Origin of the sequence: Segatella salivae F0493, from assembly GCF_000477535.1 — a bacterium.
GTDB lineage: Bacteria > Bacteroidota > Bacteroidia > Bacteroidales > Bacteroidaceae > Prevotella > Prevotella salivae.
This window is the reverse complement of record NZ_AWGW01000003.1, coordinates 63,850-78,252: the sequence shown is the minus strand read 5'-3', so window position 1 is coordinate 78,252 and position 14,403 is coordinate 63,850. Positions and strand designations below refer to the sequence as shown.

Annotated in this window: 13 protein-coding genes and 1 tRNA gene; 11 read left to right on the top strand and 3 right to left on the bottom strand. The window is 40.0% G+C overall.

What is annotated here, in order from left to right; genetic code table 11:
• Positions 1-94: 94 nt before the first annotated feature.
• Complete coding sequence (locus HMPREF9145_RS00450) at positions 95-634, bottom strand: hemerythrin domain-containing protein (protein ID WP_021824438.1); 540 nt, start codon at positions 632-634, stop codon at positions 95-97.
• A gap of 181 nt (positions 635-815) precedes the next feature.
• Between HMPREF9145_RS00450 and HMPREF9145_RS00445 the strand changes: the two genes are divergently transcribed.
• A complete protein-coding gene (locus HMPREF9145_RS00445; protein WP_036906068.1) occupies positions 816-1,502 on the top strand; it encodes a hypothetical protein in 687 nt (228 codons plus the stop codon).
• 819 nt (positions 1,503-2,321) lie between these two features.
• Here HMPREF9145_RS00445 and HMPREF9145_RS00440 read toward each other — a convergent pair.
• Positions 2,322-2,395: transfer RNA gene (locus HMPREF9145_RS00440), tRNA-Thr, on the bottom strand.
• A gap of 192 nt (positions 2,396-2,587) precedes the next feature.
• Entirely contained in the window at positions 2,588-5,137 is a 2,550-nt protein-coding gene (locus tag HMPREF9145_RS00435) for an endonuclease MutS2 (protein WP_021824439.1), read from the bottom strand.
• 122 nt (positions 5,138-5,259) lie between these two features.
• On the opposite strand from HMPREF9145_RS00435, the gene HMPREF9145_RS00430 reads away from it, so the two are divergent.
• The 10 genes from HMPREF9145_RS00430 (at position 5,260) to HMPREF9145_RS00385 (ending at position 14,386) form a co-directional block, all read left to right on the top strand.
• Positions 5,260-5,775 (top strand): DUF4199 domain-containing protein, encoded by a 516-nt coding sequence (locus HMPREF9145_RS00430; RefSeq protein ID WP_021824355.1) that lies wholly within the window; start codon positions 5,260-5,262, stop codon positions 5,773-5,775.
• An 18-nt stretch (positions 5,776-5,793) separates the two neighbouring features.
• Positions 5,794-6,744 (top strand): glycosyltransferase family 2 protein, encoded by a 951-nt coding sequence (locus HMPREF9145_RS00425; protein WP_036906066.1) that lies wholly within the window; start codon positions 5,794-5,796, stop codon positions 6,742-6,744.
• A gap of 70 nt (positions 6,745-6,814) precedes the next feature.
• A complete protein-coding gene (locus tag HMPREF9145_RS00420) occupies positions 6,815-7,261 on the top strand; it encodes a DUF6452 family protein (RefSeq protein WP_394357107.1) in 447 nt (148 codons plus the stop codon).
• Positions 7,212-7,904 (top strand): DUF6048 family protein, encoded by a 693-nt coding sequence (locus tag HMPREF9145_RS00415; protein ID WP_052026726.1) that lies wholly within the window; start codon positions 7,212-7,214, stop codon positions 7,902-7,904. The genes HMPREF9145_RS00420 and HMPREF9145_RS00415 overlap by 50 nt, the downstream gene beginning before the upstream one ends.
• Positions 7,901-8,932, top strand: a complete 1,032-nt coding sequence (locus HMPREF9145_RS00410) for an FAD:protein FMN transferase (protein WP_021824406.1) — start codon at positions 7,901-7,903, stop codon at positions 8,930-8,932. Before HMPREF9145_RS00415 ends, HMPREF9145_RS00410 begins: the two co-directional genes overlap by 4 nt.
• A 6-nt stretch (positions 8,933-8,938) precedes the next feature.
• Positions 8,939-9,625, top strand: coding sequence for a Crp/Fnr family transcriptional regulator (locus HMPREF9145_RS00405; RefSeq protein ID WP_021824417.1), 687 nt, complete (start codon positions 8,939-8,941; stop codon positions 9,623-9,625).
• Between the two features lie 12 nt (positions 9,626-9,637).
• A complete protein-coding gene (locus HMPREF9145_RS00400; protein ID WP_021824432.1) occupies positions 9,638-11,734 on the top strand; it encodes a M3 family metallopeptidase in 2,097 nt (698 codons plus the stop codon).
• Entirely contained in the window at positions 11,724-12,176 is a 453-nt protein-coding gene (locus tag HMPREF9145_RS00395; protein ID WP_007134144.1) for a deoxycytidylate deaminase, read from the top strand. Before HMPREF9145_RS00400 ends, HMPREF9145_RS00395 begins: the two co-directional genes overlap by 11 nt.
• A complete protein-coding gene (locus tag HMPREF9145_RS00390) occupies positions 12,157-13,863 on the top strand; it encodes a S41 family peptidase (RefSeq protein WP_036906060.1) in 1,707 nt (568 codons plus the stop codon). Before HMPREF9145_RS00395 ends, HMPREF9145_RS00390 begins: the two co-directional genes overlap by 20 nt.
• Positions 13,856-14,386, top strand: coding sequence for a 5-formyltetrahydrofolate cyclo-ligase (locus HMPREF9145_RS00385; RefSeq protein WP_021824426.1), 531 nt, complete (start codon positions 13,856-13,858; stop codon positions 14,384-14,386). Before HMPREF9145_RS00390 ends, HMPREF9145_RS00385 begins: the two co-directional genes overlap by 8 nt.
• Positions 14,387-14,403 lie beyond the last annotated feature (17 nt).

Genomic DNA, 14,403 nt, shown 5'->3' with positions numbered 1-14,403 from the left:
TTATACATTTATTATTTTGAATGTGCTGTAAAGAATCAGTTTATATCATCTCAAACAACACCTTATTAATATATAACAACTTCTAAATCACGACTTAATATCCAGCAGACAAGCCTTCCAACTTCATCGCCATAGGAAACACAACCTCATTTTCCATAGCAATATGTTCGTCAAGTGCCTGACGGAACTGTTTCAAAAGATTCATCGCTTCCATATAGTCTTCATCTGCATTTTCGGGCGCAGTATAATTGTTTGTCAATGCTGCTATGCGATTGTGACGTTCAGTTTCATCGCCATGATCAGCCATCATCACACTTATTGGGCCTTGAATAGAACCGCAATGAAATGGCTCTATCTTCTGACCTATGCTGTATGCACTATACATTTCGAGGATATACGGATAGAGCACACGCTCCTCTTTCGTGCAATGTGTTTCGAGATCATAAAGCGAATTGCGGAAATGATCCGTTACTTTCAATAAATTTGGATTGTCTTCGCGATGTGCTTCTGCCACCTCAATGAGTTTATTCAAGATAGCAGGTCCTTGTTCACGTATCCCTCTATGATGCACTTTCAATACATAATCAACCAATAAGTCGAGCGGCCATTGCTCGAATGGATAAATAGAATTCATAATTTTGTTTCTTATTTAATAATGTGTGCAAAGTTAAATAAAAACAAATAAAGTCCACGTAACAATTGTTACCCTCTACTGGTTAATAATGGTTAAGGTATGTTTTATAACATATCCATAGCAAATTTTATTCGAATTAATTCCTCAAACCATTAAAAAGTTATTACCTTTGGCAAAAACAATGGAGGACATTACAATGAAAAAGATTACTGCCGAGAACTTTGATGAACTCTATGTAGACAAAATTGAGCTGGCAGAGATTGATAAATTTGTTTGTAACGAGATGAGCAGACAGATTCATCGCTATATAAAAGGCATGTCAGGTTCAAAGAATATCATGCTCAAATTCGAAGAATCTCTCTCCAAACTAAGCCTTACAGAGAAGGAAAACGCAATCGCTCAATACATAGATTTGAACCGAAAGGTCATCAGTGGATTAGATTGGAAGATGGTCATTATACGTGCTTCGGCCAACTATTGTGACACGTATGGCTACTGGCTTCAAATGATTAATAACCCCCGAAAGATAGTAGCCTACCTGCAACGCATCAAGAAAAAATACATCAAGTTTCATGAAGTGTTCGAAGAAAACGGTAAGTTTGGCATCAAAAATCACGAAGGAAAGATTCTTGTTCATGCGCTCTATGATTTCCTTCGCACACCATATGTCTACGTAGATGACCTTTGCATGATGCCTGTTATCGCTGAAAAGAATGGCAAGATGGGCTTGATTCTCCCTGATGGAAAAGACACGGTGATAGCTGAATTCATTTACGATGACATGCAATTGCGCTGCGAACCACCTTATTTTGAGGGCATTCAAGGGAAGAAACACATCTTGATTGACAGATACGGCAAACGTAGGTAACTTCCATTCAAACTTCTATCACGGCATAAACCCTTATGATTTTAGGAGTAAGCATAAGGGTTTATGCCAATCATTCATGTATAAACGCAGCAAGAAAATTGTCATAAAAAATATCAATAAAACAGAGATTATTTTTTGATGAAATAGAAATAAAACAGCGATTTAGTTGTTAAAATTCCAAGACTTCCAACAAATAAGATATCCATTTTGGGGTATTTAAGCCTTAATATGCCTCATTTCAATTTTCTAAATCAATCAGATAAGTTCACAAAAAGCCTGCATCCACAAGCTAAAACCAGTCATATTGAACCACAATAACAATCATTTTACACATCAAAATCAAGGAAAGCAAGGCATAAAGCCATGTGTTTATTATAAATATCTGAACGCCAACAGCTTACAATACAGCTAAAAAACTCACCGATTTAACCTCAAGTTACGATTGATTCAAAACGAGTCCAATTCTCAGAAGCCTTCTGTTCATAAAATTGACAATAACCATCTGTATCAAACAATTCATCAAAACAGAAGTAAATCTCACTTCCACCTTTTCATTAAGCAGTCGAAACAAACATCATATTCGTGTGCCTATAGCTATCAAGAATAAGTATAAATGACAACATTCTTGTTTGATAGACAAATCATCTGAAGTGCAAAATCTATTGAAAACACAGCTAACATGATGATGAAGGAAATGCACAAAAAAAATCAGACCTTGCAAATATAATTGTTATATCGGCTAAGTCTGACTATCTTCTGTCTCTCTTTATCTTGAAGAAAAAACTGAATCAAATTGAGTTTTCAGTCGTTTTTTCTTTGAGCCTCTTGTCGGATTCGAACCAACGACCCCGAGATTACAAATCACGTGCTCTGGCCAACTGAGCTAAAGAGGCGAGGTGGGCAAGCTATCCTTATCGCGTCGCTACAACCAAGTACCCTTGCTACGTTCCCATCCTGGGGGATTCCGAGGGAGCAGACCGTAAGGGACTTGCCCATGTTTGCCTTTGAAAGCGCGTGCAAAAGTAGGGATTTTATTTGTAAATGCAAAATAAACGTGAAGTAATCTCTGCTCTTTTAACGTCTATTTACAAATCAACCACGGTTATTCCAGCACCACCAAATTGAACGTGTTCATCTGCATAATGCACCACATTGGGCACTGTTGAAAGATATTGACGTATGAGATTGCGCAAAATACCATTTCCTTTACCATGTAAAATACGCACGCGGCTCATCCCCATCAATATGGCATCGTCAATAAAGTATTGTACAGCATTCAAAGCTTCGTCTCCTCTCATGCCACGAACATCAAGATCTTGCTTAAAGTTCTTGCGGTGGTCATCAATTGTATCGCGTGTTGTTCGACTCACTTGATAGGCTGTTTCAACACTTTGTGAGGTTGATTCTGTTGATGATGTAGCAGCCTCTAATCGATTCACACGTATTTTTGAGCGCATATCTCCAAAGACAACAGTACACATTTGCCCATCTATCGACTCTATTGTTCCAGTCGACTTCAGTCCCCGAATACGTACGGTGTCTCCAACAGCCAATACAGCCTTTGTCTTATCTACAGCGAAGTTGGTTGTAAATTCCTCTTTTTTACTTGCAGAAACAGCCTGTTCAGACTTCTCCTGTCTACGTTTCTCCTTACGCAATTTACGCTGACGCAGCTGTTCAACCTTCTTTTCAAACTCATCATCTGACATGAGCCCATGCCCCTGTTTGCCTTTCACGGGTTGTCCTTCTTTAACAGCCTGTTCAAACTGATGGAGTTCCTCACGAATCTTTTTCGTTACTTCCTTCTCTGCTTGCTGCTCTCTTATCTCACGAATAGCATTCTCTATACGGCGATTACTCTCTCGAAGTAATTCTTCAGCATCGGCTTTTGCCTTTGTGACAATTGTCTTACGTTGTTGCTGAAGTTCTTTAATCTCTTGTTCATAGCGTTCTATCGTTTTCTCCATCTCCTTTTCGCGTTGATGGATAGTCTGCCGTTTTCCCTCCCAATAGCGCTTATCTCGCACTATATCTTGAAGATATTTATCGCTCTGAATATAATCACTTCCAACGATTTCTGACGCTTCAGCGATAACATCTTCAGGCAATCCAATCTTTCGTGCAATCTCTATGGCAAACGAACTACCAGGTCTTCCTATGGCCAACTGAAAGAGAGCACGCATCTCATGACGGTCATAGAGCATGGCACCATTCACTACTCCCGGGTGGGTATCTGCGAAATGTTTCAGATTCTGATAGTGAGTTGTTATGACACCCCACGCTCCCTTCCGACAGAACTTATCCAAAACACTCTCTGCAATGGCTCCACCTATTTGAGGTTCTGTGCCAGTTCCAAACTCATCTATAAGGATTAATGTACGACTTGTGGCCTGCTTCATCATGTTTTTCATGTTGAGCAGGTGGGAAGAATAAGTAGAAAGATCGTTCTCTATGCTTTGTTCGTCACCAATATCAATCATCAAGTCTTCAAAGATACCACACGAAGAACGTTCACTAACAGGAATAGGGACTCCGCATTGTAACATATATTGCAACAACCCTACCGTTTTCAAACAAACCGATTTACCTCCAGCATTCGGACCAGAGATAATAAGTATGTGCTTCTCAGGCGTCAAAGTAATGTTCAAAGGAACGATTTTTGCACCGCGAACTTCCAATTGTTTTTCAAGTAAAGGGTTACGAGCTTCTATCCAATCCATATAGGGTGAAGTGCTCAACTGAGGTGAAAGTCCTCGTATTTGCTTTCCAAACTGCACTTTAGCTTGTAGGAAATCTATGATACCAAGAAAGTGAAAAGAATCTAATATCTCACGAACATTTGGACGAACATGCTGTGTTAATGCGGTTAAAATACGTATTACCTCTTGGCGTTCCTCAGCCTCTAACTTACGAATATGATTATTTGCTTCAACAACTTCTGTTGGTTCTACGAAAACAGTACGTCCTGTTGCACTCTCATCATGTACTATTCCATTGATGCGCCGCTTCAAACCAGGAGCTACAGGGATAACCAACCGGCCATCACGAACAGCCGGTGTAACATCCTTATCAATGAGTCCATCTACTTGTGCTGCACGAAGAATGCCGTAAATGGTACGTGAAACAGAACCCTCGGCGCGCGAAAGTTCACGTCGAAGACGCTGTAACTCGGGCGAAGCAGTATCACGCATGTGTCCAAACTTATCAATCACCTGATCAATACGCTGCACAAGGTTTGGGAAAGTGGCTATACCATCAGACAAAAGGAATAGCGCTTTGCCAACCATCTGCTCATCATCATCAGGATGAAGGATTGTAACAATCTTATGAATAGTGTCAAGCGACCGGCGCAAATGAAAGAAATCTTCTTCTTCCAAGTGTGTATTTGCTATACGTGCACGGCTCACACTCTCGCGCACATCAAAGATATTGTCTAATGGAAAATCGGGATTTTCTTCAAGAAGCAACCGAAGTTCGTCTGTCTGTTGATGCCATTCATTTACAGTTTCTACATCATCAGAGAAGGTCATTGCTTCGACTTGAGACTGCCCTAAAGGCGAAAGACAACGCTCATTCAACATAGAACGTATCTCTGAGAAACCAATCTTTATTTCAAAATTATCTGGATATATCATAACTATTACTATCGATTGCAAAGGTAATAAAAAATAAAAATAAGACAAAAAGTAATGACGTATTATATATATGTGGTGGAAAAACGTTATCTTTGCAATGTTTATAAACGTAATTTTAATTGATGATTAGTTTTAATGCCATTACCCAGACAAAGGCGTTTGCACGACAGGACGGCGTATTTCTGAGTATGTTATGGATGATAACCTTTGCATTGGTGGTTTATTTGCCCAAGACGGACATTGGCGGACTGCTCGTTTTCTCGACTCCTTTGTTTGTCGCGTGGCGAATGATTCGCTTTCGCAACTATGCTCTTGACGGCATCATGAGCTACCGCAGAGCGCTTGTCTATTGCTTTTATACGTTCTTCTACGCCTCACTTCTATTCGGAGTTGCCCTTTTTATCTATTTTAGATTCATAGACAATGGCCGATTTCTTGGCGTGATGAGCTCCGCAGTATTCCAAATGATGCCACTCTATAAGCAGAATGGAGTAAGTACTCAACAGTTGACAGATGGCTTGGCAATGCTTGAACAGCTCACCCCAATGGAACTATCTTTCTTGATTTTCATCTACGGAATAATGATAGGATGGTTCTGTTCGATATTTATTGCATTCTTTGCAAAACTTAAACATTAAAATTTTTATTTGAAACCAATGGATATAACAGTTGTTATCCCTCTTTATAATGAGGAAGAATCGTTACCCGAACTCCACGCATGGATTAAACGTGTGATGGAAAACAACCAGTTCAGCTACGAGATTATCTTCATCAATGACGGCAGTACAGACCATTCATGGAATGTAATTGAAGACTTAGCACATAAAGATTCAAATGTAAAAGGCATCAAATTTCGCCGTAATTATGGTAAGAGTCCTGCCTTATATTGTGGATTTGCAGAAGCAGAAGGTGATGTTGTCATCACTATGGACGCAGATCTTCAAGACTCACCTGACGAGATTCCAGAGCTCTATCGCATGATAAAAGAAGAGAATTACGACCTCGTTTCGGGATATAAGCAAAAACGTTACGACCCATTATCAAAGACTTTACCAACAAAACTCTTTAATGCTACGGCAAGAAAGATTAGTGGAATACATAATCTTCACGACTTTAATTGTGGGTTAAAAGCATATAAGAAGGACGTGGTTAAAAACATAGAAGTCTATGGAGAGATGCATCGTTACATCCCATATCTGGCAAAAAATGCAGGTTTCGACCGCATTGCAGAGAAGGTTGTGCAGCATCAGGCACGCAAATATGGCAAGAGTAAGTTTGGATTAAATCGCTTTTTCAATGGATATTTAGATCTTATTACACTGTGGTTCCTTAGTAACTTTGGAAAGAAACCCATGCATGTATTTGGTTTCTTAGGCAGTTTAATGTTTTTTATCGGCTTTATTGCAGTGGTATGTATTGGAGCTGATAAGGCTTATGCACTCTTTTGTCATATTCCACAAAGACTTATCACAGACTCCCCTTACTTCTTTATTGCATTAACGATGATGCTTTTGGGAAGTCAATTCTTTCTTGCAGGCTTCATTGGAGACTTGATTAGTCGACAAAATCCAAATAGAAATGACTATCAAATAGAAAAGAAAATCTAACAAAGATAGCAACATCATGAAGGAGAATCAATCAAAATTAGCAACCTATTCCATCGGTCTGCTCACTGTAATGCTTATACTTGTAGGCTGTTCGACTATCGATTGTTCACTCAATAATCGTGTAATATGTAAGTATAAGCTTGCAGGTGAGATAAAAACGCTTAATAGTAAAATGACCATTACTGCCAATTTACATAATGGGAATGATTCTGTTATCATCAATCAAGCGGAAAAGACCGACAGCTTTGAACTTCCAATGAGCTATAGTATGCCTATAGATACATTCTACATTGATATCAATGGTACGACAACTAATTTGAGAGATACGATTGCAGTGACGAAAACCGACATGCCACATTTTGAATCTGTGGATTGCAGTCCTGCCATATTTCATAAGATTACGGCAATAAACTATACGCAACACGCAATAGATTCTATTGTCATCAAACAACCAAACGTAACCAATAATGTTACAAAGAGTAATTTCTTCATTTACTTTAAGAGTGCTGATTTTTAGTAGTTGTTCGTTACTTTCATTAACAACGTCTGCACAACAGAAAGTGAAAACCAACACGATTGAGCGTGACACTATACCTCTGTTTAGGGGAATTGCGGTCTCAACAGACTTGGTTGGCCCTGCACAATTAGCCTTTGGAGACTATGGTCAAGTTCAAGCTTCGCTACGATTGAACTTAAAAGACAAATGGTTTCCTATTGTAGAATTAGGCTATGGCAAAGCTGATGCTAAGGATATCACGACAAAAATGGCTTATAAGACAAGCGCTCCGTATGGTCGAATCGGTATGGATTGGAACCTAAGTAAAAACAAACACGATATTTATCGTATTTATGGAGGAGCAAGATACGCTTATACAACATTTAAATATGATATTGATGGGCAGAATATTACTGACCCAATATGGGGAAATCAAATAGATTTCACCGCACACCAACAAAAAGCTGACTACCATTGGCTTGAGTTTTCATTCTCTATTGACGCTAAAATCTGGGGACCACTAAGAATGGGATGGAGTGTGCGTTATAAAAGAAGGCTCTACCATTCACATGCAGACATCGGAGAACCATGGTATATTCCTGGCTTCGGTCGTAACGGGAATAGCCGTCTTGGCGGTGAGTTTAACATCACAATGGAACTATGAGAAAAGGTAAAAAAATATATATTCAGGCGGCATTTCTGCTCTTCTTAATTGTAGGGACAATCCTTATTATTCGTCAACAACGTGATATGCCCTATCAACACAATGAAGGTTTCATCTTTGGAACGGTTTATCACGCCGCATACCAATACGATAAAGACCTCAATAAGGAAATAATTGCAGAATTAAATAAGGTGGATAACGAGTTCTCTATGTTCAATAAACATTCTACAGTAACTGCTTTTAACCAAGGAAAAACGATAGAAGCCAATAAGATGTTTATGCAGGTACTCACTCTTTCCCAAACCATTAATAAGGAAACCGGCGATGCTTTTGACATTACAGTTGCTCCTTTAGTTAATGCTTGGGGCTTTGGATTCAAACACCAACAATTACCTGACCGCCAACAAGTGGATAGTTTACGAGCTCTAATGGGTATGCAATACATCAAAATAGAACATACTCGTGGAAAGACTTTAATCAAATCGACACACAAAGGATTAATGCTTGACTTCAGCGCCATAGCAAAAGGCTACGGAAGTGATGCAGTAGCTACTGTGATGCGACGCCATGATATCAAAAACTACATGATAGAGATAGGTGGAGAAGTTATCACCAGTGGGCTAAGTGAAAAGCGCTTACCTTGGAAAATCGGCGTAACAAAACCAAGTGATGACTCTTTAAATACAAAGCAAGAACTGCAAACAGTCTTGAATGTGACCGATAAGGGTATGGCTACCAGTGGTAATTATCGGAACTTCTATTATAATAAAGGAAAGAAATTGGCCCACACTATCGACCCACGTACAGGCTATCCTGTTCAACATAGCCTTCTTTCTGCGACAGTATTAGCTAAAAGTTGCGCTGAAGCTGACGGCTATGCAACAGCCTTTATGGTGCTCGGAATAGAGAAAGCAAAGGCTGTTTTGGACAAACATCCTGAACTAATGGCCTACTTTATCTATGCCGATAAGGGAGGGAAGAATAAAGTTTGGTATTCACCTTCATTGGAAAAGAAGATTACTAAATAACAAAGTATGGAGTACGACCTACAATTATATTCCCAGTTATTAATCCTACCATTATTCCAAGGATTAGGAAAGGCGGACTTAGAATCTGTCGTTGCTCACACGAAATTAGGCTTTCATAAATATGAAGCAGGAGAGATTATCGTCTCAGAAAATGATATTTGTAATCGACTCTTTTTCCTTTTAAAAGGACAAATAGAAGTAACAACCATAGCTGCAGGCCATAGTTACCAAATTACGGAGACCATAATGGCTCCCGAATTACTACAACTTGAGCGCCTGTTTGGACTCACTCAACACTTCTCAAAGACGTTTAAAGCTGTGACAACTTGCAGCATTTTAACGGTTGAAAAGAGTGAAGTTATACGACTAAGTGACGAGTTTTTAATCTTTAGAATTAATCTTTTCAATATCCTATCTACGTGTACACAGAAGTATGAACGTATGCTATTACGACAACATGCGAAATCTCTTGAGAGCAGAATCATACGCTTTTTTGCAGATAGATGCATACGACCAGCAGGACGAAAGATAATCAAAATAAAGATGACTCAACTGGCACTCGAACTCAATGACAGTCGAAGAAACGTGTCAAAAGCTTTAAATTATTTGGAAACAGAAGGCATTGTGTCACTCAAACGTAATTTCGTTGAGATCAAACATATAGAGGATGCCTTGCAAAATATTGAATTATAAGAAGGACTTAATATGGATAAGATAACTGAACAAAAGAGAATTAATCCGTTTTTTGAGGATTATGGTACACCACATTATACAATACCATTTCCTAAAATAAAGACTTCTGATTATGAAGAAGCCTTTATGGAGGGAATCAGACGAGATGATGAACTAATAGAGAAGATGGTCAATGACCCTTCAACTCCTACATTTGAAAACACTTTAGCACGTGTGGATGTAGAGAAAGGAGAACGTTATTATGATCTCCTCGACCATGTTTCAACCGTTTTCTCGTGCATGTTAAGTGCGGAAACCAATGATGAACTTGACGCATTGGCACAGAAAATGAGTCCTATCCTCACTAAACATGCAAATGATGTCAGCCTCAACGAGAAACTATTTGAACGTATTAAATATGTATATGACCATCCCAATCGCGAACTTACGCCTGAAGAGCAGATGCTACTCAACAAAAGTTACGACGGCTTTGTTAGGAGTGGAGCGCTCTTAGACGCTTCAGGAAAGGAGCAACTACGTAAGCTTACAGAAGAAGCAAGCATGTTGGCACTGCAATTTTCACAAAATGTCTTGAAAGAAACAAAGGCTTTTGAATTGCACATTACAGATGAGAAGCAACTTGATGGGCTACCCGACACAGCCAAGGATGCAGCTGCTCATTTGGCAAAAGAAAAGGAAAAGTCTGGTTGGTTGTTTACACTTGACTTCCCAAGCTACTCTCCTTTCATGACATACTCTACCCAACGGGAGCTGCGCAAACAGCTATTTATGGCCAAGAACACTGAATGTACGCACAACAACAGCGAGAATAATCTTGAGATTTGTAAACGATTGATAAATCTGCGTCGTGAAATCGCACAACTATTAGGCTTTAAGACCTATGCAGACTATGTCTTAAAGCATCGTATGGCCAGTGATGTTAAACATGTTTACAATCTACTTGACGAACTTATAGCTGCTTACAAGCCAACAGCAATCAAAGAAAAAGAGGCTCTTGTAGCCCTATCTAAAAGATTGGAAGGCGAAGATTTTGAAATGAAGCCATGGGATGTTGGCTTCTATTCGCATAAGTTGCAGATGGAAAAATATAACTTAGACGAGGAAATGCTACGCCCTTACTTTGAGCTTTCAAAAGTAATTGAAGGTGTGTTTGGGCTTGCCAATCGACTCTATGGCATTACTTTTAAACCTAACGACAAGATTCCTGTTTATCATCCTGACGTAAAACCTTATGAAGTTTACGACAAAGACGGAAGTTTTTTGGCTGTGCTTTATACTGACTTCCACCCACGTAAGGGGAAACAGGGAGGTGCATGGATGACTGAATTCAAAGGACAATGGATTGATTATAAAGGAAACAACAGCCGCCCTCACGTCAGTTTGGTGATGAACTTTACTAAACCTACTGCAGAAAAGCCTGCACTTCTGACACTCGGAGAGGTTGAAACATTCCTCCATGAGTTTGGACATTCCCTGCACGGAATGTTCGCAAATACTCGTTTTGAGAGTCTAAGTGGAACGAATGTATGGTGGGATTTTGTAGAACTTCCATCGCAATTCATGGAGAACTACGCTGTAGAAAAAGAATTCCTACGCACCTTTGCCTTCCATTATAAAACCGGAGAGCCAATTCCTGACGAGCTTATTGACCGCATCATCAAAAGTAGGAACTTCATGGCGGGCCATGCATGTCTGCGCCAAGTGAGTTTCGGTCTCTTGGATATGGCCTATTATACGCAGACAAAGCCTTTCAATGAAGATATTATTTCGTTTGAAAAAAAGGCATGGGAAAAGGCTATTCTCAACAAACAATTACCTAATACGTGCATGACTGTTCAATTCAGTCACATCATGGCTGGAGGCTATGCAGCAGGCTATTACAGTTATAAATGGGCAGAGGTACTTGATGCTGATGCTTTCAGTGTATTCAAAAAGAATGGTATCTTTGATCAAAAGACTGCACAAAGTTTTAGAGATAACATACTTTCTAAAGGCGGAACAGAGCATCCTATGACTCTATATAAACGCTTCCGTGGACAAGAACCCACCATCAAAGCACTGTTAGAAAGAAACGGAATAGAATATAAAACAGCACAACATGACAGCTGAAGAAAAACAATATAATTTAGATAACCGCTATCTTCGCATGGCTCGGATTTGGGCAGAGAACTCATATTGCCTCCGTCGCCAGGTTGGTGCCCTTGTTGTTAAAGACAAAATGATTATCAGCGATGGTTACAACGGAACACCAAGTGGCTTTGACAACGTGTGCGAAGATAACGAAGGAGTTACTTATCCCTATGTTTTGCATGCAGAAGCAAACGCTATTACCAAACTCGCTCGCAGCAATAATAATAGTGATGGGAGTACGCTTTACGTGACAGCTTCACCTTGTATCGAGTGTGCGAAACTCATTATACAGGCTGGTATCAAGCGCGTCGTCTATGCAGAGAAGTATCGTTTGGAAGATGGAATAGACTTATTGCGCAAAGCGGGGACTGAAGTGATTTACATGGAACAAAAGAAAGACTATGGAACAGAAGAAAAATAACCGGTGGATGCCACTCATTATGGCCCTTTGTGTTATAGCGGGCATCTTCATGGGAACCTTTTATGCCAATCATTTTTCGGGCAATCGACTCAACATTATCAATTCTGGTAGCAGCCGACTCAGTAACCTTTTGCACATTATTGACGACCAATATGTCGACAAAGTGAATATTGACTCGCTCGTAGATAAGGCTATTCCTCAAATATTGGGAGAGCTTGATCCTCACTCTGTCTATATTAGTGCGAAGGATGTTCAGGCTGCTAACGACGACTTGAAAGGCTCATTCTCAGGCGTAGGCATTGAGTTTACGATTCGACAAGATACCATCCATGTGCAGAATGTTATTAAAAATGGTCCTGCTGACCGTGCAGGCATTCTGGCAGGCGACAAGATTGTCAACGTAGATGGTAAACCTTTTGTCGGTAAAATCGTAACAAACGAAGAAGCTATGCGGCGATTAAAGGGGCCGAAAGATACGAAAGTGAAGATTGGAGTGAAACGCTATGGTCAAAAAGCCGTTAAATATTTCACCGTAACACGTGGCGAAATTCCAACCAAGAGCATATCTGCCACCTATATGATTGATGATAAAACAGGATATATCCGCATCAAAAACTTCGGTGAAACCACCTATCCTGAGTTACTCATTGCCTTGGCAAAGCTTTCTCAAAACCGTTTCAGTAATCTCATCATTGACTTACGTGACAACACAGGAGGCTATCTGAATAGTGCTGTTCAGATAGCCAATGAGTTCCTTCCAAAGAATAAACTCATCGTTTATACAGAGGGACGGAAGAGTCCCCGCCAAGAGTATCGCTCGGATGGACGTGGTAGTTATCAGAACATTCCACTCGTTGTACTGATTAACGAGGGTTCTGCTTCAGCCGCAGAAATCTTTGCTGGTGCCATGCAAGATAACGATAGAGCAACCATTATCGGTCGACGTTCGTTTGGAAAGGGGCTTGTTCAGCAGCAGATTGGATTCAATGATGGAAGTATGATTCGTCTAACCATCGCACGATATTACACTCCTTCCGGACGTTGTATACAGAAACCATACACCAACGGAGAGGATATTGACTACCAACAAGACCTCATGTCACGTTATCAACACGGTGAGTTCTTCTCATCAGATAGCATTAAGCACACAGGTCCTGCCTATCATACGGGCATCGGAAGGATCGTGTATGGAGGAGGTGGAATCACTCCAGACATCTTCGTTCCTGAAGATACTTTGAACATCACCTCCTATTATAAACAGGCTGCAATGAGTGGACTCATCCTCCAGTTTGCCTATACTTATACCGACGATAACCGCATTAAGCTGAATAACTTCAAAGACATGATGCAACTTAGCGACTATCTTAAGAAGCAAAATATGGTAGATAAGTTTGCCACTTATGCGGACAGGCATGGACTTAAGCGTCGAAACTTGATGATACAGAAGAGTCGTAAGCTCCTCAACCGATACATAGATAGTCGTATTATCTATAATATGCTTGATGAACAAGCTTGGATTGAATACATCAACCAAGATGATCCGGTTATCCAAACGGCACTTCGCGTGTTCAAAAACAATGCAGCTTTCCCCAAAAAGAAAAAGGCCAAACCCACAAAAAGGAAGTTAGCTATACTGCAAGGAAACGAAAACCTGTATTTTGAACGCAATCTTATAGCGCATGCGTAAAGACGAATTACGACACGAAATAAACTTGCAAAAGCGACAACTCACACGTGAAGAGCTGCGTGAGCAATCGCTTTTGCTTGTCAATAAGGCGCTTTCCCACCCTCGTGTCAACGCTGCTCAAACCATCCTTCTCTATTATTCCATGCCCGATGAGGTGCATACACACGAGTTGATAGACACACTCTACAAACAAGGAAAAACGATATTGCTCCCTGTAACCTTAGAGAACAGCCTCGAAGTCAGGCGTTATGAGGGGCAGAAAAGCCTTAAAGAAGGACGTGCTTTCCATATCATGGAACCAACTGGTGACGTTTTTTCATCTCTTGACAAGATTGAACTCGTCATTGTTCCTGGCTTAAGTTTCGACCTAAAAGGCAATCGTTTAGGACGTGGAAAGGGCTATTATGACCGCTTTCTAAAACTCGTTCCTCAGGCCTATAAATTGGGATTATGTTTCGATTTCCAAAAGGTTGATGCCGTACCTGTAGAAGATTATGACGTAAAAATGGACGAAATTCTTTAATAAATTACGAATAAAAT

Coding starts and splice junctions, on each gene's coding strand:
- HMPREF9145_RS00445 (WP_036906068.1), top strand. CDS start 816: ATGGAGGACATTACAATGAAAAAGATTACTGCCGAGAACTTTGATGAA.
- HMPREF9145_RS00410 (WP_021824406.1), top strand. CDS start 7,901: ATGAGAAAAGGTAAAAAAATATATATTCAGGCGGCATTTCTGCTCTTC.
- HMPREF9145_RS00385 (WP_021824426.1), top strand. CDS start 13,856: ATGCGTAAAGACGAATTACGACACGAAATAAACTTGCAAAAGCGACAA.
- HMPREF9145_RS00400 (WP_021824432.1), top strand. CDS start 9,638: ATGGATAAGATAACTGAACAAAAGAGAATTAATCCGTTTTTTGAGGAT.
- HMPREF9145_RS00430 (WP_021824355.1), top strand. CDS start 5,260: ATGATTAGTTTTAATGCCATTACCCAGACAAAGGCGTTTGCACGACAG.
- HMPREF9145_RS00405 (WP_021824417.1), top strand. CDS start 8,939: ATGGAGTACGACCTACAATTATATTCCCAGTTATTAATCCTACCATTA.
- HMPREF9145_RS00415 (WP_052026726.1), top strand. CDS start 7,212: ATGTTACAAAGAGTAATTTCTTCATTTACTTTAAGAGTGCTGATTTTT.
- HMPREF9145_RS00395 (WP_007134144.1), top strand. CDS start 11,724: ATGACAGCTGAAGAAAAACAATATAATTTAGATAACCGCTATCTTCGC.
- HMPREF9145_RS00425 (WP_036906066.1), top strand. CDS start 5,794: ATGGATATAACAGTTGTTATCCCTCTTTATAATGAGGAAGAATCGTTA.
- HMPREF9145_RS00390 (WP_036906060.1), top strand. CDS start 12,157: ATGGAACAGAAGAAAAATAACCGGTGGATGCCACTCATTATGGCCCTT.
- HMPREF9145_RS00420 (WP_394357107.1), top strand. CDS start 6,815: ATGCTTATACTTGTAGGCTGTTCGACTATCGATTGTTCACTCAATAAT.
- HMPREF9145_RS00435 (WP_021824439.1), bottom strand. CDS start 5,137: ATGATATATCCAGATAATTTTGAAATAAAGATTGGTTTCTCAGAGATA.
- HMPREF9145_RS00450 (WP_021824438.1), bottom strand. CDS start 634: ATGAATTCTATTTATCCATTCGAGCAATGGCCGCTCGACTTATTGGTT.